Raw genomic sequence first — 20997 nt, forward strand, 5'->3', positions numbered from 1 at the left:
ACGGAACTCCGGGTCCTTGGGTGCCGGCATAACGGACTCCTCTCCGAGACGATTCTCGCCTCAGCATCGGTGTCCGGGAAACCGGTTACAGGTCAATGGTCGCTTTCGAGAGCACCGCCCGCGAGACCTACGCCCGATTCCGCAAGGGCGACTCCTTCGTCGCGAGCGGCTACATCCACGAGTTCGAGGTCGAGCGGCGCGACGGGCCGAGCGTCATCAAGGAGGAGTTCGTCGCCCGGAAGATCGGCCACAACGCCAACAAGACGGACTACGTCGTCCAGCGCGCACGTCACGCGGCACCGGAGCGCCCGCTGACGCCGGTGCCTGACCCGCCGGCCATCGCACTCTGACCGGACAGCGTCGTGGACTCCTATGACGAGCTCGAGGACGCTTACAGGGGCGTTACGGACCTCTTGGAGCGTCCACCGGCGCCCATCAACTGGAACCTGCTGGACGCGAACGAGGCTGACATCGAGTGGCACGACCTCGATGCCTGGGTGACTTGGCTCAAGGCCACGTTCGGGCTGCCGCCCTCGATCGTTCCGCCGCACTGGCACCGCCACGACGAGCTCGTCTGGGAACTGTCCGCTCTCCACACCCACTGGCTGAGCTGCCACCACGAAAGCGCCAACGCCTCAGCCCCGATCGCCTGGCTGCGCGACTTCGCGGACGCCCGCCATCGACTGCGGGACTGGGTGGCGATCTGCGGCACTCGCCTCGACCGCGACCGCCCGACCCGGCAGACGGTCTGGCCAGGCGAGCGTGTCCTCGACCCAGGTGGCGAGGTCCCGATCAAGGACAGGCGACTGGACTTCGAGGAGTTCGTTCGCGCCGACGTCCTCCGACGTCGCCGTATCGAAGCGATGGCTAGCGATGCGCTCGTCGTGTGAGCCGAGTGCGGCCCCCACGCACCTAACAGACGTGCCCATCCACAGAGCGGCCCGTCATCTGCGACCGCGAGCCGACCGCCGTTGGACGGTCGAGTCCGGACCCACGAAACGGAGCGCGTGATGCTTCTCCCCCACGCACTGACCCTCGCGAAGGCGCGTTCCTACCTCGCGGCCCTCGCCGACCACGCAGACTCGATCGACGCGTCGTCCGCGTACGAGCGCGTCTTGATCGAACTCGATCGCCTCCACGGCGATGAGAGTCCCGGCCTCGACGCCGACGGAATCTGTGCGGACCGCGCGAACCTGTTCGCCGCAGCCAGCTCCGCAATCGAGGCGCTCGAGGAGTACGGCGTAGACGCGCTCAATCTCGAACTCGTCCTGGCCAAGCTCGAAGACGCCTACGACATAGACGGCACCTGATGTACGGCGAGAACGGCGCCGCAATGCGACGGGAACTCGCGGCCCTCCTGCGGCAGCATCGGATCCAGCACAGGATCGGCGGCCCTGCTCAACCAGATCGAGCAGCGCTCGGCCAGCAGATCCTCCAGTACCGGCAGAACCTGCTGATCTGGTGCACCCAGGCCATGCAGGCAACCAGCCCACTGCTGTTCAGCAACCTTCCCACCAAACAGGCCAACCCCTTCCGCGTCGGCCGACCCGGCATCACCGGTGCGGGCGAACTTGCCCGAGCCCTGGAACACGCGAAAGCACACTCCTCTGCCCAAGCGGCATCGATCGAGCAGTTGACGACGCCGAGCGACAACCCCGTCGTCGAGCACTGGCGCGAACTCGCGCGAGCCGCCGTCCTCGCCGAGCACGACACTGCTCCCGAGGTCGCGTCTCACCTGAACGCGCCCCAAGCCCAGGCGCTGGTCGGAGACGTTGCCGCCGTCGCCCAGGCCCTGGTCGTGCTGGACCAGCGATACAAGAACACACCGGGCTGGGAGCAGCTCCCGCAGGCCGCGCGTCTCGGCTGGGCGGCGCTCGCAGCCGCCCTCGACGTCAATCTGGGTCAGCCGGACTACACGGTCGACCGCTCGGGTTGGCGCCCGACGACCAAACCAATCTTGGGGCCGACCAAGCCCGGCATCCTTGGTGTGCTCCAGGCCGAACACAACCTCGCCGTGCGCTTGAACAGGTCCTCGCCCCGGATGACGAACTTGCGCCTCATCGTCGACTCCCAGCGGATCCTCTCCAGCCGCCTTGCCCCGTTCGCGACAAGGATCGACATCGGGCTCGCCGAGCGTTGGCTGAACCGTGCCGCGACCTACACCACGCTGCAGCGTCAACTGCGTGGCATCGGGGGCCGGCTCGGGGACTGCGGGCTGGCAGCTGCAGACGGCGCGAACGCCGTCACCAGACTCTCGACCCTCCCATCGGACACGATCGTCGAGCCTCGCACCCTGGGCGGCTTCCAGACCCTGTTCCATCAGATCGACACGCGCATCGCCGACGTGGTCGAGGACGGCATCGAACGCGGCTCGTTCGTTAAGCGCGTGACCGTTCCGCGACTCGTCACCGGGACGGGACAGCTCGTCCAGCCGGTCCGCGAGCGATACCTCCCGGTGACTCGGCCCTCCGACCTCGACGTGGTCCAGACCGTGCGCAACGAGCTACGCCCTCGGCCACACATCGAGGCAGTGGGCCCGGGTCCCACCCGCGCGGACCTGCACGAAGCCCTCATCCATCGCCCCGAACCGCGCGATCCCGGCAGCCTGGAGCTCTGAACATCTCGGATCCCGACTTGGGCACGCGTGACCACCTGATTGGTGACCATTCCACCAACGAGGAGGAAGCCACCGTGTCCGCCACCCGACACCCAAAGACCGACGAGAACCCCTACCTCTCGCTGCCAGACGCAGCTGAGGTCATCGGCCAGTCCGTGAAGACGCTCCGTCGCCGAATTTCCGCTGGCTCGCTCCCGGCGTACCGCTTCGGGCCGCGCTGCATCCGGGTGCGCCTCAATGACCTGGAGGCCTCCGGACACCGCATCCCGAGTGCCCGAACCGGGGACTGAAGGTAGGCACATCCGATGCATATCCGATGCAACGTGACAACGAAAAAGGCCCCCGGTCAGCGTTTCCGCTGGTCAGGGGCCCTTCATCTCGGGTGGGCGATACTGGGTTCGAAGCAGTAACGTCCTCAAGATGAAGCAAGACGCTCGACTATCGCTACAACTCGGCCGAGGCGATGCGCCTGCGGCCCTGGACGCTCAGTTGATCTCGATGTAGGGCTGGGCGACGTCCGAGCCATCAGAGATCGGCATACCCATCCACGCTCGACGAGATCACGACCACGATCCGTTCGTCGCGTTCAGTTTGCGACCTGATCGTCAGGAGCGTCCAGTTCCTCCAGCACCGTGGCTTCCTCGTCGGTGATGGGCTGGGCCAGCAGTGATCCATCGGCCGAACCTGGCCGCAGTGTCCGATCCAGCACCATGGCCGGCGCGAAGTCGATGGTCCGGTCCGGCTCGATGTAGTGCGCCTCCGTGATCGCGGTAGACGTGTGCCCCAAGTGGGTGGCCGCGGCGTTGACCCCGATACCGCGAGCGATCACCGTCGCACCGGTGCGCCGATACCACCGCGGTGTGATCCCCGAGTCCGCAAGATCCGCGAGGACCAGGAGCTCACGGAAGGTCCGCCGAAAGTTGTGCTGGCTGATGGGGCCACCCTCGCGGTTGTGGAAGATCGTCCACTCCGACTGCGACGGGTCCATTTCTTCCAGACGTCGCCTGATCACCCGAGCCGCAAAGTCAGGCAAGGGGATCGATCGTGCCGATGCGTCGGTCTTCGGGTGCGCCTGACGGAAAGTTCCGCTGCCCTGGCGGTACACGACGGTGCCGGTGACATGGGCGATCATCCCGTTCCGGCCGTCCTTAATGTCCACCGGCCTCAGCGCGAGTGTCTCCCCCGGTCGCAGGCCCGTGCCGAGCAGCACCTCGAGCGCGTCGCGGACGATGCCGTCGGGCTTGGGGCCCTTGACACCCGGCCCGGTGCGCCAGACAGCGGCGGCCTGCCGGATCCGCTGGATCTGGTCGAGAGTCAGCGCCTCTGGCGAGCCCTTCGGCTTCCGGAGCGGCGAGGTGCCCACAACCGGGTTCCGGGCCATGGCGTCGTGACGCAGCGCGAACCCGAACATGAGGTTGAGCATGGTGCGCGCATGCTTGGCCCGCGAGTACGACGCCGCCAGCTCGGTCTTCAAGAAAGTCTCGACCCTGCCGGTTGTGATCTCGCCGAGTGTGTAGTTCTCGAAGAACGGCCGCACATGGACCCGGACCTCGTCGCGGTAGTTCTTCTTGGTGCCGTCTGAGATCTCGCGTTGCGCCAGGTCTGCGAGCCAGAGCTCCGCGAGATCCCCGAACGGGCTCGTGAGGCTGAGCATCCCACCGCGCCCGTAGCCGGGACGCGTGACCAGCTTGTTCTTGAGTTCAGCGATCGCCTTGCTCGGCGACGACGACGTTGCCTTCACCTCACGCAGGACGCCGTCGACGTCTCGATATCTGGTGTGGGCGGTGTGGCGCCCGTTCGGCAGCCTGCCGACGCGGATTGATCCGTATGTGCCGATCGCGGTCCGAGGCCGCCCGCTCATCGCGCCTCACCGCTCGGGTGACGGTCGCAGTCCTCTCCCTCGAGGCGGGTGAGCCAGGCCTCGATCTCAGATGAGCGGAAACGTAGGTGGCGCCCAACCCGGAAGCCGGTCGGGCCTCGGCCTTGGCTACGCAGGTCGTAGATCGTCTGGGCGCTCACGTGCAACTGGGCGGCCAGTTCTTGAACCGAGAGCGCCGACTCGAAGACGCCGGTGACGACTGCACCACCGTTGCCGGGGCCGGTCGAGGGACTGGTTTCAGTGCTGGGTGTGATCTCCATACAACCGAGGTGCGCGAACCTCGCCGAGGTGCGAGCCGGCGCGTCCGAGCCGGCGCGAGATGGGCCGAAGTGGAGGTGGTTTATGCGACATAAATGCGATCTGGCCACGTTCTTTCTCCTCTGTGAGGATCCAGAACGTGGCCTGACCTGTGGTGATGGTGGAGGTGAGGGGACTCGAACCCCTGACCCTCTGCATGCCATGCAGATGCGCTACCAGCTGCGCCACACCCCCATCGGGACTGTCCGACCAACCTTGCGTCGAACAACTCGCGGAATCTTAGCCAACGCTTCCGGCAGATGTGAAATCGGGTGCCACTCGGTTGTACGCCGTCAGCCGGAGCCCGTCCTGGACGCCGGTCTCGACCAGCGTTGCCCACCCGCAGTTGTCCAGGCCGCGGAGGCTCTGCCGGGTGGCGGCGTCCCACCCCAACAGCCCGCCGAGGCCGACCTTGGTGGCGGCGCCGTGCCCGACGACGCACACGGTCTCTCCCGGCTCGACCGAGGCGAGCGCCTCGCGCAGGGCGGGCACGATGCGCGCCTGGACGTCGTGGGTGCTCTCGGCGCCCGGCACGAGGTCGGCGCCCTCGAAGGCTCCTCCGGCGGCCATCCAGGCCGCGTGCTCGGAGGGGAAGGCCGCGGCGAACTCGGCCATCGTCAGGCCCGAGCGCTCCCCCACGTCGTACTCACGCAGCCGCTTGTCCAGGCGCACGGTCAGGCCTGTGGCGCGAGCGACCTCGTCGGCCGTGGCGCTGGCGCGGAGCAGGTCGGAGCTCCACAGCGCGGCCGGACGCAGCGCGGCGATCGCCGACGCGACGGCAGCCGCCTGGGCACGCCCGACTGCGTCGAGCTCGACATCGGTGTGGCCCTGGGCGCGCTGCTCCGCGTTCCACGACGTCTGGCCGTGACGGAGCAGGACGAGCGTCCTAGGTTTCGACACGCTCGTTCCTCGCTGCTCAACCAGCGGAGGAGTCACGCCTCGGAGGACTCCGCGGGCGGTCCCGGCTGCGGCACGGGGATCGACGGGCAGTCGCGCCACAGGCGCTCGAGGGCGTAGAAGACGCGCTCCTCCTCGTGCTGCACGTGGACGACGATCTCGCCGTAGTCCAGCAGCACCCAGCGACCCTCGCGGTGGCCCTCGCGACGGATCGGCTTGGCGCCGGCCTCGCGGAGCTTGTCCTCGATCTCGTCGACGATGGCCTTGACCTGGCGCTCGTTGGAGGCCGAGGCGAGCAGGAAGGCGTCGGTGATGGCGATGGCCTCGCTCACGTCGTAGGCGACGACCTGGAGAGCGATCTTGTCGGCTGCAGCGAGGGCGGCGATCTGGACGAGCTCGATGGCGTGGTCGGTGGCGGTCATTGAGGATCCTTGACTGTCGATGAGGCGTAGAGGCCGTGCTTGGCGATGTACTGCACGACGCCGTCCGGCACGAGGTACCAGACGGGTTCGCCGCGACGCTTGCGGTCGCGGCAGTCGGTGGACGAGATCGCCAGCGCGGGGATCTCGACCATGGTCACGCGATCCGAGGGGATCGCATCGAGGGTCTTCTTGTCCATTTCATAGCCCGGTCGCGTGCAGCCGACGAACTGCGCGAGCTCGAAGAGCTCCTCGACGTCGCGCCAGGTGAAGATGTCGGCGAGGGCGTCGGCACCGGTGATGAAGTAGAGCTCCGCATCGGGCATGGCGGCCTTCAGGTCGCGGAGCGTGTCGATCGTGTAGGTCGGGCCGTCGCGGTCGATGTCGACGCGCGAGACCCGGAACAGCGGGTTGGCGGCGGTCGCCACCACGGTCATGAGGTAGCGGTCCTCGGCCGGCGACACGTCGCGGTCGGCCTTCTGCCAGGGCGCACCCGTCGGCACGAAGACGACCTCGTCGAGGTCGAACCACGCCTGCACCTCGGAGGCGGCCACGAGGTGGCCGTGGTGGATGGGGTCGAACGTGCCACCCATCACACCGACGCGGCGCATCAGGAGTGCTCGCGCCCGCCGCCGAAGGAGATCAGGGCCAGCAGCATGCCCAGCAGGATCGCCAGCGCGACGGCGCCGATGACGTAGGGGTGGACGGCAGGCTCACCGTGGGACTCGGCGGCAAGGGTGCTCAGGGTGCTCAGCGACATGGGGGCGATCCTATCGGGTGTGGCCGTCGCCGATGACGACGTACTTGGTGGAGGTCATCTCGGGCAGTCCCATCGGCCCGCGGGCATGCAGCTTCTGGGTACTGATGCCGATCTCGGCGCCGAAGCCGAACTCCCCGCCGTCGGTGAAGCGGGTGGAGGCGTTGACCAGCACGGCAGCCGAGTCCACGGCCGCAATGAAGCGGCGGATCGTGGCCTGGTCGCTCGCGACGATGGCATCGGTGTGCCCGCTCGAGTGGGCGCGGATGTGCTCGATCGCACCCTCGACGTCGTCCACCACGGCGGCGGAGATGTCGAGCGAGAGGTATTCGGCGCCGTGGTCCTCCTCGGTCGCCTCGACGACCCCGTCGTACTCGCGGAACCGCTCGTCGCCGTGGATCGTCACGTCGCGCTCGTGCAGCGCGTCGATGACCTGCGGCAGGAAGTCGTCGGCGATGTCGGCGTGCACCAGCAGCGACTCGGCCGCGTTGCACACGCTCGTGCGGTGGGTCTTGGCGTTGACCACGATCGACAGGGCCATCTCGAGGTCGGCCGACGCGTCGACGTACACGTGGCAGTTGCCGACACCGGTCTCGATGACGGGCACGGTCGACTCCTCGACGACGCTGCGGATGAGGCCCGCTCCCCCGCGCGGGATCAGCACGTCGACCAGGCCGCGGGCGCGCATCAGTGCCTTGACCGAGTCATGGGTGTCGCCGGGGACGAGCTGTACGGCGTCCTCCGGGAGACCGGCAGCGAGCAGGGCCGAGCGCAGGGCGGTGACGATGGCGGCGTTGCTCGAGCGGGCGCTGGAGGAGCCGCGCAGCAGCACCGCGTTGCCGGACTTCAGGCAGATGCCGGCCGCGTCGGCGGTGACGTTGGGGCGTGCCTCGTAGATCATCCCGACCACGCCGAACGGCACGCGGACCTGGCGCAGCTCGAGGCCGTTGGCGAGCGTCGAGCCACGCACGACCTCGCCGACCGGGTCGGCCAGGCCGGCGACGTCGCGCAGGCCGGACGCCATCGCCTCGAGCCGTTCGTCGGTGAGGCGCAGGCGGTCGATGATGTTGGGCGGGGTCGCGTTGTCCTCGGCCCGCGTGATGTCCTCGGCGTTGGCGGCCAGGATCGCAGGAGCGGAGGTCAGGAGGGCGTCGGCCATGGCGTGCAGGGCCGCGTCCTTGGTCGCTCGGGTCGCGAGGGCCAGGTCGTGGCTCGCGATCCGGGCGCGCGTCGCAACCTCACGCACGCCGTCGGCGTCATAGGCAGTGCTCATGCTTGAAAGCGTAGGTCGGCACCGGCCGGTGCCTGCATGCGTCTCACGCTCGGAAGGGGTTCGTCATGCGGGGGAACATCGCACTCGTCTCACTGCTCGCGGCCGGACTGCTGGTCAGCGCCGGCCCGGCCACCGGGCAGGAGCGGGGAAACCCGGTGACCGGGTTGCCCGAGGAGGTCCACGGTGGCGTCATCCTCGACCTCGCCGACGGCGACCGCTTCAAGGCGACCGTCTCGCGCGACCTGGGCACCGTGTGGGGCAGCCGCTACGACGCCGCCACCCGCTCGTGGGGCAAGCGCGTCGCCGTGCTCAGGAAGAAGAACCTCTTCTGCGGCGACGTGGACGGCCGGGCCGCCGGCAACGCGGTCGCGCTGATCGCCGTGTGCGACAAGGGCAGCTATGCCGAGGACCAGGCACCCACCCACTCGCAGGCGCTGCACTCCCCCGACACCGTCTCGTGGAGCCAGTTCACGCTGCCCGGCGAGGCCCACGACGAACCCGGTATCTCGCCCAGCGGCGCCCACGCGATCTGGCCGCTGCACGACGGCTGGGTGACGCGGTCCGCGGCCGGCTTCCGGATCGTGGAGCGCGACCTGCCCGGCCAGGAGTACTCGATCACCGGCACGATCTCCGACACCGGCGACGTCTCGGTCCTGTACGGCGGCGCGCACGATGACGACGGCAGGTGCGCGGGAGTGGTGCGGGTGCTCATCGTCTCGGCGTCCGGCGCGACGTCCGGGCAGGACCTCACCGTCGACGACGCCTGCGCCGACCTGGACCTCGCCAACGTCGATGCGACCACCGTGCTCTTCGGCGCCCCCGACTTCCCCGAGACGGTGGTCGGCATCACCCGGCCCGACACGGCGTCGCCCTGGGCCGTCACCGCGATCGCGCCCGCACGCGCACCCGGCCTGGTGCGCCAGCGGGGCCGCGGCACGGCACCCACGTTGTTCGCCACCTCGCCCGGCCTGCCGATGCTCGCGGTGGGCTCCGCCGACCGGCACTCGTTCACCGCGCAGGCCTACGACCCGGTGGCGCAGAGGTGGGCGGCGCCGATCGGCATCGCGCGCACCGCAGACCGGTGCACCTGGGGCGACAACTTCCTCGGCGAGCCGCTGGGGGTCTTCGCGCTCCGACTCCGGTGCGGCGGGCAGGAGCGGGTCATGGTCAGCCCCGACGCGCGCACCTGGCACGACGTCGGCCTCCGCGCGAGCCCGCTGGGCGTCTCCCCCGACGGGTCGTACGTCGCCGCGTCCAACCGCAAGCGGACGCTGGTCTTCTCCCGCGAGCGCGGGCTCGTGCGCCTGCCACTGCCGACCCGCGCCCGCTGCGACGTGGTCCAGCCGGTGGCGCCCGACGCGGCGATCCGGCTGACCACCACCAACGCGCGTGGCTGGCCCGGGAGGCTGGACGTGTCGACGCCGGATGGCTGGCAGCAGACCAGGACACGCTTCCCGCGCCTGCGCGTGGGCACCGACCGCTGCCGCCAGGTGGTGCCCGAGCTCTACGAGAGCCCGGTCATGTACTCCTTCTACGGCACCACCCGGGCCGCGGCGCTCACCGTCAGCGCCGCGGGCGACGGCTGGCAGGTGCGGCGCACGATCTACTGACCTGACCCGATCTGACCCTGGCGGCTCGACACCTCTGCCCCGGAACGCACGAACGCCCCCGACCTGGTGGTCGGGGGCGTTCGACGTACAGGCTGAGCGATCAGCCCTTGCGCTTGGTGATCTCCTCGGTCGCGGCCGGGAGGACCGTGTGCAGGTCTCCGACGACACCGAAGTCGACGAGCTCGAAGATCGGGGCCTCGTTGTCCTTGTTGACGGCAACGATCGTCTTCGAGGTCTGCATGCCGGCGCGGTGCTGGATCGCACCGGAGATGCCGTTGGCGACGTAGAGCTGCGGCGAGACCGTCTTGCCGGTCTGGCCGACCTGGAACGCGTGCGGCATCCAGCCCGAGTCGACGGCGGCACGCGAGGCGCCGACAGCGGCACCCAGCGAGTCGGCGAACTTCTCGATCGGCTCGAAGTTGCCGCCCGTGCCGCGACCACCGGAGACCACGATCGCGGCCTCGGTCAGCTCGGGGCGACCCGTGGACTGACGCGGCTGCGAGGCGATGATCTGCGCGGTCTTGGCACCGTCGGTGATGGTCGGCGTGAACGCCTCCACGGCGGCCGCGCCGGCGGCCTCCTCGGGAGCGGCCGAGTTGGGCTTGACCGTGATGATCGGCGTGCCCTTGGTGACCTTCGCGGTGACGGTGTAGCTGCCGGCGAAGACCGACTGCGTCGTGACCGGACCGGCCTGGACGTCGACGGCGTCGGTGATCAGACCGGACTCGATCTTGATCGCGAGGCGAGCCGCGACCTCCTTGCCCTCGAACGTCGAGGGGAAGAGGATCGCCGCCGGCGAGGACTTCTCCGCCAGCTGCTGCATGGCCTCGGCCTTGGGGGCCACGAGGTAGCCCTTCAGCTCGGCATCGTCGATGACGTAGACCTTCTCGGCGCCGTAGGCCTTGACCTTCTCGGCCACGGCGTCGGCCTGCGCGGCCGCACCGAAGAACACGGCCGACGGCTCGCCGAGGCGACGCGCGATGGTGAGGAGCTCGAACGTCGGCTTCTTGACCACGCCGTCGGCGTGGTCGATGACAACCAGAACTTCAGACATTGATGGCGCTCCCTTAGATGAACTTCTTGGAGGCGAGGAAGTCGGCCAGCGCAACCGCGCCCGAGCCGTCCTCGTCCGTGACGATCTCGCCGGCCGTGCGCGGCGGGCGGGCGGTGGTGTCCTCGACCTGCGACCAGGCGACGGACAGGCCGACCTGGTCGGCCTCGACACCGAGGTCGGCGAGCGACAGCGTCTCCAGCGGCTTCTTCTTGGCCGCCATGATGCCCTTGAAGGACGGGTAGCGGGCCTCACCGGTCTGGTCGGTCACCGAGAGGACGATCGGCAGGGTCGCGCCGATGACCTCGGTCGAGCCCTCGTTGTCGCGCTTGATCCGGACCTGGTCGCCCTGGGCCTCGACGACCGAGGCGAGCGTCACCTGGGGCAGGTTGAGGCGCTCGGCCAGCATGGCCGGCACGACGCTCATCGAGGCGTCGGTCGAGGCCATGCCGCAGACGATGAGGTCCGGCGAGCCGATCTTCTCGATCGCCTTCGCCAGCACGAGCGAGGTCGCGACGGCGTCCGAGCCGGCGATCGCGTCGTCGACGACGTGGACAGCCGCGTCGGCGCCCATCTGCAGGGCCTTGCGGGCAGCGTCGACGGCCTTCTCGGGACCGACGCACAGCGCGGTCACGGTGTGCTCGCCCTCGCCGGCCTTCTCCTTGATCTGCAGGGCCTGCTCGACGGCATACTCGTCGAGCTCCGACAGCAGTCCGTCCACGCCAACGCGGTCAACGGTGTTGTCCGACTCGAACTGCCGATCAGCAGTCGCATCAGGTACGTACTTCACACAGACGACAATGTTCATGGTGTGTGGCCTCGCGGCCCCTCCTGTGATGTTGATTCCCGCGAGCCAGCCGGCCCGCTCGAATCCGAGGATTGTGGTGGTGAGGTTACAAGCGAGTAACCCCACCGCGGAACACCGTCCGCGGTGGGGTTACTCACAACCGGCTCCTCAGGAGCCTACGAGGCGTACGGCGTCAGGCGACCTTGAAGGTGGTCCTGGCCGACGACGGGTTGGTGGTGGCGGAGCCGGCGTACTTCACCGCGACCTTGTACTTGCCGTGGGCCGCGATCTTCTTGAAGACGGCCTTGGCCTTGCCCGAGGACAGGTTGACCGTGATCGTCTTGATCTTCTTGGCGCCCTTCTTGACCGTGACCGCGACCTTGCCGGTCGGGGTGCCAGTCGCCGCCTTGACGGCCACCTTGACCGTGGCCTTCTTGCTGGCCGCGACGTACTTGGCCTTGGCCGTCGTCGTCGTGGCCACCTTCACGACCGGGGCGGTCGTGGGGGGCGGCGTCGCGGTGGTCGGTGCCGTCACGGTGACCGTGTCGATGAGCGTGTTCTGTCCGGCGTCGAGCGTGCAGGAGACGTTGATCGGACCGACCTCGGAGTTGTCCTCCTTGACCAGGGTGATCGCGGTCGTGAAGTTGCCGGCCCGGATCTCGTAGACGCCCGCGGTCGCCGGCGCCGTCAGCGCAACCGGACCAGCGGCGGGGACGGTCAGCTCGCCGGTCGCCGGAACGGTGGTGAGCGGAATGGTCGCCGCAAAGGCCTTGGGCGCCCCGAAGGCCGTTGTCGAGATCGAGGCAGTGCCCTTGACAGCACGGGCCCCGAGGAAGCCGTACATCAGGCTGCGCACGTCGTCGCCGATCACGACCGACGCGTTGGCAGCACCGCTCAGGGCACTGCCGGCGACGGCGGTGTCGGGCAGCGTCGTGTCAGCGATGAGCTTGAACTGACGGTCGGCACCACCCACGGGGCAGGTGTAGGTGAGCGTCTGCGAGACCGCCTCGGCCGGCACGGCGAGCAGCGCCGTGCCACCGATCATCACGGCCGAAACAGCAGCGATGGAGCACTTTTTGGACAGCATGGGACCCATCAGTTTCCCTCCCAGGAATTTGAGTTGAGCGTGGCCGAGCCACGACCCGGCGTCCCTTTCCTCCCAGAACGAGACGCCGGGCAGCACCCTGTCACGAACGTGCAACTGGTTCCAAGGGTTGATTACTCGCCAGTCACATACCGAGACGCCGCCCGGAGCAGTGCTCCGGGCGGCGTCGTGATCGTGCTGGTTGCCTCGCGGCCGCGTCAGCGGCGGACGCGGAACCGCTTGACCGTCTTGGACCGGCGGTGGTTGCTGTCGCCCTTGTACTTCACCGCGACCCTGTACTTGCCCTTGCCCAGGCGAGCCAGGTTGAAGCCGCGCGTGCCCTTGGCGAGCGTGCCCCGCCGGACCTTGTGGAAGCCCTTGTTGCCCGCCTTGCGCAGCACGAGCTTGACCTTCCCGGTCGGCACCGTCTTGTTGATGCCGACGACCTTGATCCTGGCGGATGTGCGCTCGCCCACCCGCTTGCCGATGATCTTGACCCGGGTGGACGTGGCCGCCTTGGTCACCTCGAGGTTGACCGGGGTGGCCGAGCTGCCCTCGTAGTGGGTGGTGTCCTTCGGCGTGAAGGTCGCACTGACCGGGTTGTCGCCCACCGCGGCCTGGTTGATGACCAGGGAGGCCGCGCCGTCCTTGACCTGGACCTTGGTCGACACGCCGTCGACGACGAACGTGACGTCGCCCGCGGGCGTGCCACCGGGTGTGCTCACCTTGGCGGTGGCCGTCACGGGGGCGCCGTAGCCGGCTCGGGTGCGGCTCAGCGTGAGCGCGGTGCTCGACTTGGAGACCACGACGACGGTGTCGACGACGGGTGGCTTGCCGTTGACCTTGGGAGCGGAGCAGGAGATGGGCACCACCTGCTGCGTGCCGTCCTGCTTCGTGAAGTTGAGCGTCGCCACGAGGTTGCCGGCCTCGAGGGCCAGGTCACCTGCGAGGGTCGCCTTGAGCGGAGTGGCCGGTGAGGTGGCCGTGAACAGAACCGGCGCCGGTGTCGTCGTCTGGTCACCCAGGGAGGTCGTCGGGATCGTCTCAGTGACCGTCAACGCCGCGCCGGAGAAGGTGCCTTGGGCGGCGACGGTGCCGTCGAAGGACCGGGCCTGCAGATCCTCGTAGGCCAGCTTGGCAAGCTCGGGCGGCAGCACCACGTCGGAGTCGAAGACGGCGTTGGCCGTGTCACCGACGTACATCTTGGCAGGGGCGGTGCTGTCGGTGTTGACGCTCACCTGGTAGTCCGTGCCGAGGACCGGGCAGGTGTAGGAGACCGGCCCGGTCTCGGCGTGCGCCGGTGCGGCGACGACCGCGAGGCCGCCGCCGCTGAGCACGACGGCGAGCCCGGTGGCCAGGGCGTGCTTGGTGCGGATGGATGCAGACATGCAATGTCCCCCTCGAGAGATGGTGTGTCCAGCGATCACTCGGGGCGGGCCCGAGCTCCATCGACCATAGGCACATCGTCGTCAGGGGAGGAAACACCCTCAGGGGCGGATGATCCGATCCAGGATGCGTCCCACGACCAGCCAGGCGATCGCTCCGAGGCCCCAGTTGAACAGCGCGTTCTTGGTCTCGGCGTTGGAGCCGGTGAACTGCTTGATGCCCTCGTTCTTGTCGAAGACACCGAGGTCGACGGCATTGGCGGCATCGAGCACGAACTGCACCAGGTCGTTGGCACGGTTGGCCTTCAGCGCGATCAGCAGGGCACCGAGCGCGAGCGTCAGCGCGGCCAGCACGCAGATCAGCCACACCACCTGGGCGATGCGCGCGCGCACTGCGGAGGTGGCCCCCGCTGCGCGGGACCTGCGGGTCGAGCTGTTGTCCTCGGTGTCGATCTTTTCCTTGGCCACGTGCGTCCTTCCGTCGGGGTGTTCGGGTCCTACTACGTGCTGCTTGTGGTCGTGAGTTCGCTACCGGGACACGAACGTCGCCTTGCCCGGCCCGCTCTCAACGAACGAGCGCATGCCGATGGCACGGTCCTCGGTCGCAAAAACTGACGCGAACTGCAGCTGCTCGATCTCCAGGCCCGTGTCGAGGTCGGTCTCCAGTCCCCGGTCGATGCACGTCTTGGCCGCCCGGAGGGCCAGGCCGGCAGCTCCGGAGAACTGTCCGGCCCAGGCCAGCGCAGCGGCGTACACCTCGTCCGGCTCGACCAACCGGTCGACGAGGCCGAGGGCCAGCGCCTCGTCGGCCTTGACGAAGCGGCCCGTGAAGATCAGGTCCTTGGCCTTGCTGGGGCCGATCAGCCGCGAGAGCCGCTGGGTGCCGCCGGCGCCGGGGATGATGCCGAGCAGGACCTCGGGCTGGCCGAACGTGGCGTCCGTGGCGGCGATCCGGATGTCGGCGGCCAGCGCGAGCTCGCACCCGCCGCCGAGCGCATATCCGCGCACGGCAGCCACGACCGGCTTGGGGATCCGCGCGATGGCCGTGACGGCTCCCTGGACGGACGCGGCGGCCTTGACCATGTCGGGATAGGCCAGGTCCTGCATCTCCTTGACGTCGTTGCCGGCCGCGAAGACCCGCTCGCCGCCGTAGAGCACGACCGCCTTGACGTCGTCACGCTCGGTCGCCTCCTCCGCGGCGGCCTTCAGCCCGGCCTGTACGGCGAAGCTGATGGCGTTCATCTTCGGTCGGTCGAGGCGGATGGTGCCGACGCCGTCGGCCACCTCCAGCCGGACCCAATCCTGCGTGCTGTCCTGGTTCGCGTCGCTCATGTGGGCATTCCTATCCTCAGGTCCGTTCCCGCGTCCATGCGGGGTGCGGGCACAATGCCCGGGTGACACCTGGAATGTGGAACCACGCAGGCGAGACGACCATGGTCTGGCCCGGGCGCAACTGGCCGCTCGGCGCGACCTGGTCGGCCGAGTCGACCAACTTCGCCGTCTATGCCCCCCGCGCCACCGCCGCCTGGGTCTGCCTGTTCTCCGATGACGAGGGCGACGACACCGAGCAGCGCATCGAGCTGACCGAGCACTCCCTCGGCATCTGGCACTGCGCAGTGCCCGGTCTGGCCGCGGGGACCCGCTACGGCTACCGCGTGGACGGCGAGTGGGACCCGACGCGGGGTCTGCGGTTCAACGCCGACAAGCTGCTGCTCGACCCCTACGGCAAGGCCGTCTCCGGCACCCTCACCCCCGAGCCCGCCATCTTCGGCTACGTCCTGGGCGAGCCCGAGGAACGGAGCACGCTCGACTCGGCGCCGTACGTCCCGCGCAGCGTCGTGGTCAACGACGAGTTCGACTGGGGCGGCGAGGTCCCGCAGCGGCGCCGGTGGCGCGACTCGGTGATCTACGAGCTCCACGTCAAGGGCATGACCGCCCTGCACGACCGGGTCCCCGAGGAGCTGCGCGGCACCTATGCGGGACTGGCGACGCCGGCCGTCACCGACTACCTGCGCGACCTCGGCGTCACCGCCGTTGAGCTGCTGCCGATCCACCAGTTCTTCTCCGAGCCGTCGCTGGCCGAGCGCGGGCTGGTGAACTACTGGGGCTACAACTCGCTGGGCTTCTTCGCGCCCCACAACGCCTACTCCGCCTCGGGTGATCGCGGCGAGCAGGTGCGTGAGTTCAAGCAGATGGTCAAGGCCTTCCACGAGGCAGGTCTCGAGGTCATCCTCGACGTCGTCTACAACCACACCGCCGAGGCCGGGCCGCTCGGTCCGACGCTGTCCTTCCGCGGGCTCGACGACCTCGGCTACTACCAGCGCGTCAACGCCGACAACGTGGTGGAGGCGCTGGCCGAGGCGCCGTCGGACACCTACTGGGACGTCACCGGCTGCGGCAACACCGTCGATGCCACCCACACGCAGAGCCTGCGGATGATCCTCGACTCGCTGCGCTACTGGGTCAACGAGATGCACGTCGACGGCTTCCGCTTCGACCTGCTCAGCGCGCTGGCCCGCACCGACCAGCAGGTCGACATGGGCAGCCACCTGCTCACCGCGATCGGCCAGGACCCCGTCCTGCGCCACGTGAAGCTGATCGCCGAGCCGTGGGACGCCTCCATGGATGGCTACCGCGTCGGCGAGTTCCCGCCGCCGTGGGTGGAGTGGAACGACCAGTACCGCGACACCATGCGCGACTTCTGGCGCGGGCACACCTCGGGGGTGCGCACCGTCGCCACCAGGATCGCCGGGTCGAGCGACCTGTACGCCGACGACGGCCGTTCGCCGTACGCCTCGGTCAACTTCATCACCGCCCATGACGGCTTCACGCTGCGCGACCTCGTCTCCTACAACGACAAGCACAACGAGGCCAACGGCGAGGACAACCGCGACGGCACCGACAACAACCGCTCGTGGAACTGCGGCGTCGAGGGCGAGACCGACGACGCCGAGATCATCGCGCTGCGCCGTCGCCAGGCCGCCAACCTGATGGTGTCGCTGTGCTTCTCCAACGGCGTGCCGATGCTGACCGCCGGTGACGAGCGCGGGCGCACCCAGCGCGGCAACAACAACGCCTACGGCCAGGACAACGAGATCTCCTGGATCGACTGGCGACCCGACGACGCGTGGCTCGACGTCTACGAGATCACCAAGACCGCGCTGCGGCTGCGGCGTGACCACCCGGCCCTGCGGCAGCGGCACTGGTTCGAGGGACGGCCCACGATCAAGGGCGGGCCCAAGGACCTCGTGTGGCTGCACCCGACCGGGCGCGAGATGACGGCCGACGACTGGCACGACGACGGGCTGCAGGTCGTCGGGATGTTCGTCTCGGGCGACCCCCTGCGCTCCCCCGGCCCGCACGGCGAGCAGCTCCGCGACGCGTCGTTCGTCATCTGGCTGAGCGCCTGCGCGCACGACGTCGAGGTGACCCTGCCGAAGAACGACTGGGTGCACTCCGGCGAGGTGGTGCTCTCGACGGACCCGGGCAACCCGGTCGGGACGTTCGTCGAGACCGGCAGCACGATGACCCAGGAGGCCCGCTCCGTCATCGTCCTGCGCGAGGTGAAGTGACGTGATGAACTGGCGACGCATCCCGGTCGTGAAGCACCCGTGCGCCGATCTGCTCATCGTCCAGCTGCTGGGCATCGTCATCTACCCGTTCCTCGGGGACGCGCCGCTCGGCCGGGCTGTGTTCTCCACCTTCGCGCTGCTCGTGCTCGTGCTGGCCGTGATGGCGGTGCGGATGACCCCGGCACTCAACTGGGTCTCGGCGATCCTCGGCCTGCCTGTGGTCGTCCTCACCATCTGGGAGGCCGTCTCCCCCGGCGTCGAGTCGGTGGTGCTGTGGTCGTCGGTCTCCCACGCCGTCTTCTACTTCTACACCGCCTACGCGCTGCTCAGGTACATGTTCGCCGACCACGTCGTGACCACCGACGAGCTCTATGCGACCGGCGCGACCTTCACCGTCGTGGCCTGGGGCTTCGCCTACGTCTACCTCGCCGTCGACATCGTCTGGCCCGGCTCGTTCTCGGTCGTCGGCAACCCGCTCGACGCCAGGGCCTGGTTCGAGATGCTCTTCCTCTCCGTCACCACCATGACCAGCACCGGCCTGTCCGACATCTATCCGGTCCGGCCGCACGCGCGCTCGTTCGTGATGATCGAGCAGATCGCCGGGATGCTCTACCTCGCCCTCGTGGTGGCGCGGATGATCGCGCTCACCGTCACCCGGACGGCGATGCGGGCCCCGAAGTCCGACTGATCGCTCAGGCGGGCGTGGCGACCAGGCCCATCTCCGCGACGGACGCCAAGGCGGCGTTGCGGGGCACGACCCGGACGGTGTAGCCGAACGGCCCGGACTGGTCGAGCGCGACGTCGGCGTCGAACCGGTGCCGGTCGCCGTCGTAGGACTCGCTCACGTGCATGACGGTCGTGGCGGCGTCCAGCAGCTCGTCGTCGGCACTGGTGCGCCCGTGGACGACCTGCACCTCGACGTCGTCCACGCCCAGGTCGGACAGCGCCACGAAGGCGCGTACGGCGAGGGTCGCGCCGACCTCGGCGGCGTCACCGACGCCGCCGGACTCCACGTGCTCGACGCGCACCGACGGCCAGGCCGCCCGGACGCGCTGCTTCCACTGGGCGAGCTCGCGGGCACCGTGGTAGTCGGCGTTGAGGGTGCGTGAGGTGTGCGCCGCCGGGGCATACAGCTCGCGCACGTAGTCGCGCACCTGGCGCGTGGCGAGCACCTTGGGCCCGAGCGACTTGAGCGTGTGCCGGACCATCTCCAGCCAGCGGGTCGGCACCCCCTCGGCGTCGACGTCGTAGAACCGCGGCGCGACCTCGTGCTCGAGCAGGTCGTAGAGCGCGTCGGCCTCGAGGTCGTCACGACGGTCGACGTCGTCGATCCCGTCGGCCGAGGGGATCGCCCAGCCGTTGTTGCCGTCGTACCACTCGTCCCACCAGCCGTCGAGGATGGAGAGGTTGAGCCCGCCGTTGAGGGCGGCCTTCATGCCGGAGGTGCCGCACGCCTCGTAGGGACGCAGCGGGTTGTTGAGCCAGACGTCGCAGCCGGGGTAGAGCGGCTGGGCCATGGCGATGTCGTAGTTGGGCAGGAACACGATGCGGTGCCGGACCGCCGGGTCGTCGGCGAAGCGCACCAGCTCCTGGATCAGCTTCTTGCCGCCGTCGTCGGCGGGGTGCGACTTGCCGGCGATGACGAGCTGGATCGGGCGCTCGGGGTCGAGCAGCAGCCGCGTGAGCCGCTCGGGATCGCGCAGCATCAGCGTCAGCCGCTTGTAGGACGGCACCCGGCGGGCGAAGCCGATCGTGAGCACGTCGGGGTCGAGCGCGGTCTCGATCCAGCCGAGCTCGGCCGGCGCGAAGCCGCGCTTGGCCGAGGACCTGGCCAGCCGGGCCCTGGCGTCGTCGACGAGCCGCGCGCGCAGCGTCCGCTTCAGGTCCCACAGCCGCTTGCCCGGGAGCTGGTCGATCAGCGGCCAGAGCGCGTCCGTGTCGTCGTTGTCGACGTCGGCGCCGAGCTCGGTCGCCAGGTCGAAGATCTCGCGCGCGATCCAGGTCGGGCCGTGCACGCCGTTGGTGATGGAGCCGATCGGCACCTCTGCCTCGTCGAAGGCCGGCCACAGCCCGTTGAACATGCCGCGGCTGACGTGGCCGTGCAGCTCGGAGACGCCGTTGGCGCGCTGCGCCAGCCGGAAGCCCATCACCGCCATGTTGAACACGCCAGCGTCGCCGCCCTCGTAGTCCTCGGCACCCAGTGCCAGGACCCGCTCGGCGGGCACGCCCGGGGTCGGCGAGGAACCGCCGCCGAAGTACTGCTGGACCAGCTCGCGCGGGAAGCGGTCGATGCCTGCCGGGACAGGGGTGTGCGTGGTGAAGACGGTGCCGGCCCGCGACACCTCGAGCGCGGTGTCGAAGTCGAGGCCGGGGCCGCCCTCGCTGAGGGTGAGCTCGCGGATCCGCTCGATGCCCAGGAAGCCGGCGTGGCCCTCGTTGGTGTGGAAGACCTCGGGGGCCGGGGCACCGGTGAGCCGCGAGTGGACCCGCAGGGCACGTACTCCGCCGACGCCGAGGAGCAGCTCCTGGCGCAGCCGGTGCTCGGAGTTCCCGCCGTACAACCGGTCGGTGACGTCGCGGTAGTGCTGCGGGTTCTCCTCGATGTCGGAGTCGAGCAGCAGCAGCGGCACCCGGCCGACGTCGGCCACGAAGATGCGGGCGAGCAGGTCGGGGCCACCCGGCATGGCGATCGAGACGATCGCGCGGGAGCCGTCCGCCTCGCGCAGCAGCGACAGCGGCAGCTCGTCGGGGTCCAGGACGGGATAGGTCTCCTGCTGCCAGCCCTCACGCGAGAGCGACTGCTTGAAGTAGCCGTGGCGGTAGAACAGGCCCACCCCCACGACCGGGATGCCCAGGTCGGAGGCCGCCTTGAGGTGGTCGCCGGCCAGGATGCCGAGGCCGCCGGAGTATTGCGGCAGCACCGCGGTGATGCCGTACTCCGGCGAGAAGTAGGCGATCGAGCGCGGCGCGTCGTCGCCGGCCTTGCGGGCATACCAGCGCTCGCCCGTCAGGTAGTGCTCGAGCGACTCCCCGGCCGCGCGCAACCGGCCGAGGAACTCCTCGTCACCGGCGAGCTGGTCGAGCCGCTCACGACCGACCGCGCCGAGCATGCGGACCGGGTCGTGGTTGACCTCGGCCCACAGCTCCGGGTCGATCGAGGCGAAGACGTCCTGCGTCTCCGGGTGCCACGACCAGCGCAGGTTGCCGGCCAGGGTGGACAGGCCGGCCAGGGCCTCGGGCAGGACAGGACGGACGGTGAATCGTCGAATCGCTCGCACCCGGCCGACCGTAGCCCACCAACGCTTGATCGTTCCAATTTCTTGCCGGTGACCCCGGGTCCACGCCGGGCTGATCGGGCTGTTTCTGGCC

The 20997-nt window shown here is 69.2% G+C and carries 22 protein-coding genes and 1 tRNA gene; 8 read left to right on the plus strand and 15 right to left on the minus strand.

Translation table 11 applies throughout. From position 1 onward, the window contains the following. Positions 1-95 precede the first annotated feature (95 nt). The 5 genes from C9J87_RS10710 (at position 96) to C9J87_RS10730 (ending at position 2907) form a co-directional block, all read left to right on the plus strand. The gene (locus tag C9J87_RS10710) at positions 96-350 is read left to right on the plus strand and encodes a single stranded DNA-binding domain-containing protein (protein ID WP_198652332.1); all 255 of its coding nucleotides are present in this window, start codon (positions 96-98) and stop codon (positions 348-350) included. Positions 351-362: 12 nt separating this feature from the next. Next, entirely contained in the window at positions 363-890 is a 528-nt protein-coding gene (locus C9J87_RS10715; protein ID WP_107705522.1) for a hypothetical protein, read from the plus strand. A 120-nt stretch (positions 891-1010) separates the two neighbouring features. Beyond that, positions 1011-1310 (plus strand): hypothetical protein, encoded by a 300-nt coding sequence (locus C9J87_RS10720; protein ID WP_107705523.1) that lies wholly within the window; start codon positions 1011-1013, stop codon positions 1308-1310. Beyond that, a complete protein-coding gene (locus C9J87_RS10725) occupies positions 1310-2617 on the plus strand; it encodes a hypothetical protein (protein ID WP_107705524.1) in 1308 nt (435 codons plus the stop codon). The genes C9J87_RS10720 and C9J87_RS10725 overlap by 1 nt, the downstream gene beginning before the upstream one ends. Before the next feature lie 74 nt (positions 2618-2691). Next, entirely contained in the window at positions 2692-2907 is a 216-nt protein-coding gene (locus C9J87_RS10730) for a helix-turn-helix domain-containing protein (RefSeq protein ID WP_107705606.1), read from the plus strand. Positions 2908-3203: 296 nt separating this feature from the next. On the opposite strand, the gene C9J87_RS10735 is transcribed toward C9J87_RS10730, so the two are convergent. From C9J87_RS10735 to C9J87_RS10765, 8 genes are all read right to left on the minus strand, one after another. Next, positions 3204-4358, minus strand: coding sequence for a tyrosine-type recombinase/integrase (locus C9J87_RS10735; protein WP_198652333.1), 1155 nt, complete (start codon positions 4356-4358; stop codon positions 3204-3206). Between the two features lie 116 nt (positions 4359-4474). Further along, positions 4475-4756, minus strand: coding sequence for a helix-turn-helix domain-containing protein (locus tag C9J87_RS10740; RefSeq protein WP_107705526.1), 282 nt, complete (start codon positions 4754-4756; stop codon positions 4475-4477). A gap of 156 nt (positions 4757-4912) precedes the next feature. Next, positions 4913-4988 (minus strand) — tRNA-Ala (locus C9J87_RS10745). A gap of 45 nt (positions 4989-5033) precedes the next feature. Then, positions 5034-5693 carry a histidine phosphatase family protein gene (locus tag C9J87_RS10750; RefSeq protein WP_010832467.1) on the minus strand — a complete coding sequence of 220 codons (660 nt, stop codon included), beginning with the start codon at positions 5691-5693 and terminating at the stop codon, positions 5034-5036. Between the two features lie 32 nt (positions 5694-5725). After that, positions 5726-6112 carry a ribosome silencing factor gene (rsfS, locus tag C9J87_RS10755; RefSeq protein ID WP_010832466.1) on the minus strand — a complete coding sequence of 129 codons (387 nt, stop codon included), beginning with the start codon at positions 6110-6112 and terminating at the stop codon, positions 5726-5728. Further along, the gene (gene nadD / locus C9J87_RS10760; protein WP_010832465.1) at positions 6109-6720 is read right to left on the minus strand and encodes a nicotinate-nucleotide adenylyltransferase; all 612 of its coding nucleotides are present in this window, start codon (positions 6718-6720) and stop codon (positions 6109-6111) included. The genes rsfS and nadD overlap by 4 nt, the downstream gene beginning before the upstream one ends. Next, positions 6720-6869, minus strand: a complete 150-nt coding sequence (locus C9J87_RS19965) for a hypothetical protein (RefSeq protein WP_198016961.1) — start codon at positions 6867-6869, stop codon at positions 6720-6722. The genes nadD and C9J87_RS19965 overlap by 1 nt, the downstream gene beginning before the upstream one ends. Positions 6870-6879: 10 nt before the next feature. After that, positions 6880-8139 (minus strand): glutamate-5-semialdehyde dehydrogenase, encoded by a 1260-nt coding sequence (locus C9J87_RS10765; RefSeq protein ID WP_010832464.1) that lies wholly within the window; start codon positions 8137-8139, stop codon positions 6880-6882. Positions 8140-8204: 65 nt separating this feature from the next. On the opposite strand from C9J87_RS10765, the gene C9J87_RS10770 reads away from it, so the two are divergent. Beyond that, a complete protein-coding gene (locus tag C9J87_RS10770) occupies positions 8205-9749 on the plus strand; it encodes a hypothetical protein (RefSeq protein WP_107705528.1) in 1545 nt (514 codons plus the stop codon). Positions 9750-9849: 100 nt separating this feature from the next. Here the strand turns inward: C9J87_RS10770 and C9J87_RS10775 are convergent, their stop codons facing one another. The 6 genes from C9J87_RS10775 to C9J87_RS10800 form a co-directional block, all read right to left on the minus strand. Beyond that, positions 9850-10803: an electron transfer flavoprotein subunit alpha/FixB family protein gene (locus C9J87_RS10775; protein WP_107705529.1), complete on the minus strand. Its 954-nt coding sequence runs from the start codon at positions 10801-10803 to the stop codon at positions 9850-9852. A gap of 13 nt (positions 10804-10816) precedes the next feature. Continuing rightward, on the minus strand, positions 10817-11608 hold the full coding sequence (locus C9J87_RS10780; RefSeq protein ID WP_010832461.1) for an electron transfer flavoprotein subunit beta/FixA family protein: 792 nt from the start codon (positions 11606-11608) through the stop codon (positions 10817-10819). A 172-nt stretch (positions 11609-11780) separates the two neighbouring features. Further along, positions 11781-12674, minus strand: coding sequence for a hypothetical protein (locus C9J87_RS10785; protein WP_157953173.1), 894 nt, complete (start codon positions 12672-12674; stop codon positions 11781-11783). Between the two features lie 215 nt (positions 12675-12889). Beyond that, positions 12890-14059 carry an Ig-like domain-containing protein gene (locus tag C9J87_RS10790; protein WP_107705531.1) on the minus strand — a complete coding sequence of 390 codons (1170 nt, stop codon included), beginning with the start codon at positions 14057-14059 and terminating at the stop codon, positions 12890-12892. A gap of 99 nt (positions 14060-14158) precedes the next feature. Then, on the minus strand, positions 14159-14524 hold the full coding sequence (locus C9J87_RS10795) for a hypothetical protein (RefSeq protein ID WP_010832458.1): 366 nt from the start codon (positions 14522-14524) through the stop codon (positions 14159-14161). Positions 14525-14584: 60 nt separating this feature from the next. Beyond that, the gene (locus C9J87_RS10800; RefSeq protein ID WP_010832457.1) at positions 14585-15388 is read right to left on the minus strand and encodes an enoyl-CoA hydratase/isomerase family protein; all 804 of its coding nucleotides are present in this window, start codon (positions 15386-15388) and stop codon (positions 14585-14587) included. 62 nt (positions 15389-15450) lie between these two features. On the opposite strand from C9J87_RS10800, the gene glgX reads away from it, so the two are divergent. Together glgX and C9J87_RS10810 are read left to right on the plus strand one after the other, a co-directional pair. Further along, complete coding sequence (gene glgX, locus C9J87_RS10805) at positions 15451-17628, plus strand: glycogen debranching protein GlgX (RefSeq protein WP_036490467.1); 2178 nt, start codon at positions 15451-15453, stop codon at positions 17626-17628. A gap of 4 nt (positions 17629-17632) precedes the next feature. After that, positions 17633-18316: an ion channel gene (locus tag C9J87_RS10810; protein ID WP_036492438.1), complete on the plus strand. Its 684-nt coding sequence runs from the start codon at positions 17633-17635 to the stop codon at positions 18314-18316. Between the two features lie 4 nt (positions 18317-18320). Here the strand turns inward: C9J87_RS10810 and glgP are convergent, their stop codons facing one another. Further along, positions 18321-20906, minus strand: a complete 2586-nt coding sequence (gene glgP / locus C9J87_RS10815; RefSeq protein ID WP_107705532.1) for an alpha-glucan family phosphorylase — start codon at positions 20904-20906, stop codon at positions 18321-18323. Positions 20907-20997 lie beyond the last annotated feature (91 nt).

The sequence above is a fragment of the Nocardioides allogilvus genome, from assembly GCF_003047285.1.
Classification (GTDB): Bacteria; Actinomycetota; Actinomycetes; order Propionibacteriales; family Nocardioidaceae; genus Nocardioides; species Nocardioides allogilvus.

Bases quoted from the DNA above. Each gene is read 5' to 3' on its own strand.
- C9J87_RS10740 (WP_107705526.1), bottom strand. From the start codon at position 4,756: ATGGAGATCACACCCAGCACTGAAACCAGTCCCTCGACCGGCCCCGGC.
- C9J87_RS10775 (WP_107705529.1), bottom strand. From the start codon at position 10,803: ATGTCTGAAGTTCTGGTTGTCATCGACCACGCCGACGGCGTGGTCAAG.
- C9J87_RS10720 (WP_107705523.1), top strand. From the start codon at position 1,011: ATGCTTCTCCCCCACGCACTGACCCTCGCGAAGGCGCGTTCCTACCTC.
- C9J87_RS10710 (WP_198652332.1), top strand. From the start codon at position 96: ATGGTCGCTTTCGAGAGCACCGCCCGCGAGACCTACGCCCGATTCCGC.
- C9J87_RS10780 (WP_010832461.1), bottom strand. From the start codon at position 11,608: ATGAACATTGTCGTCTGTGTGAAGTACGTACCTGATGCGACTGCTGAT.
- C9J87_RS19965 (WP_198016961.1), bottom strand. From the start codon at position 6,869: ATGTCGCTGAGCACCCTGAGCACCCTTGCCGCCGAGTCCCACGGTGAG.
- C9J87_RS10800 (WP_010832457.1), bottom strand. From the start codon at position 15,388: ATGAGCGACGCGAACCAGGACAGCACGCAGGATTGGGTCCGGCTGGAG.
- C9J87_RS10725 (WP_107705524.1), top strand. From the start codon at position 1,310: ATGTACGGCGAGAACGGCGCCGCAATGCGACGGGAACTCGCGGCCCTC.
- C9J87_RS10770 (WP_107705528.1), top strand. From the start codon at position 8,205: ATGCGGGGGAACATCGCACTCGTCTCACTGCTCGCGGCCGGACTGCTG.
- C9J87_RS10790 (WP_107705531.1), bottom strand. From the start codon at position 14,059: ATGTCTGCATCCATCCGCACCAAGCACGCCCTGGCCACCGGGCTCGCC.
- rsfS (WP_010832466.1), bottom strand. From the start codon at position 6,112: ATGACCGCCACCGACCACGCCATCGAGCTCGTCCAGATCGCCGCCCTC.
- nadD (WP_010832465.1), bottom strand. From the start codon at position 6,720: ATGCGCCGCGTCGGTGTGATGGGTGGCACGTTCGACCCCATCCACCAC.
- C9J87_RS10810 (WP_036492438.1), top strand. From the start codon at position 17,633: ATGAACTGGCGACGCATCCCGGTCGTGAAGCACCCGTGCGCCGATCTG.
- C9J87_RS10765 (WP_010832464.1), bottom strand. From the start codon at position 8,139: ATGAGCACTGCCTATGACGCCGACGGCGTGCGTGAGGTTGCGACGCGC.
- C9J87_RS10785 (WP_157953173.1), bottom strand. From the start codon at position 12,674: ATGCTGTCCAAAAAGTGCTCCATCGCTGCTGTTTCGGCCGTGATGATC.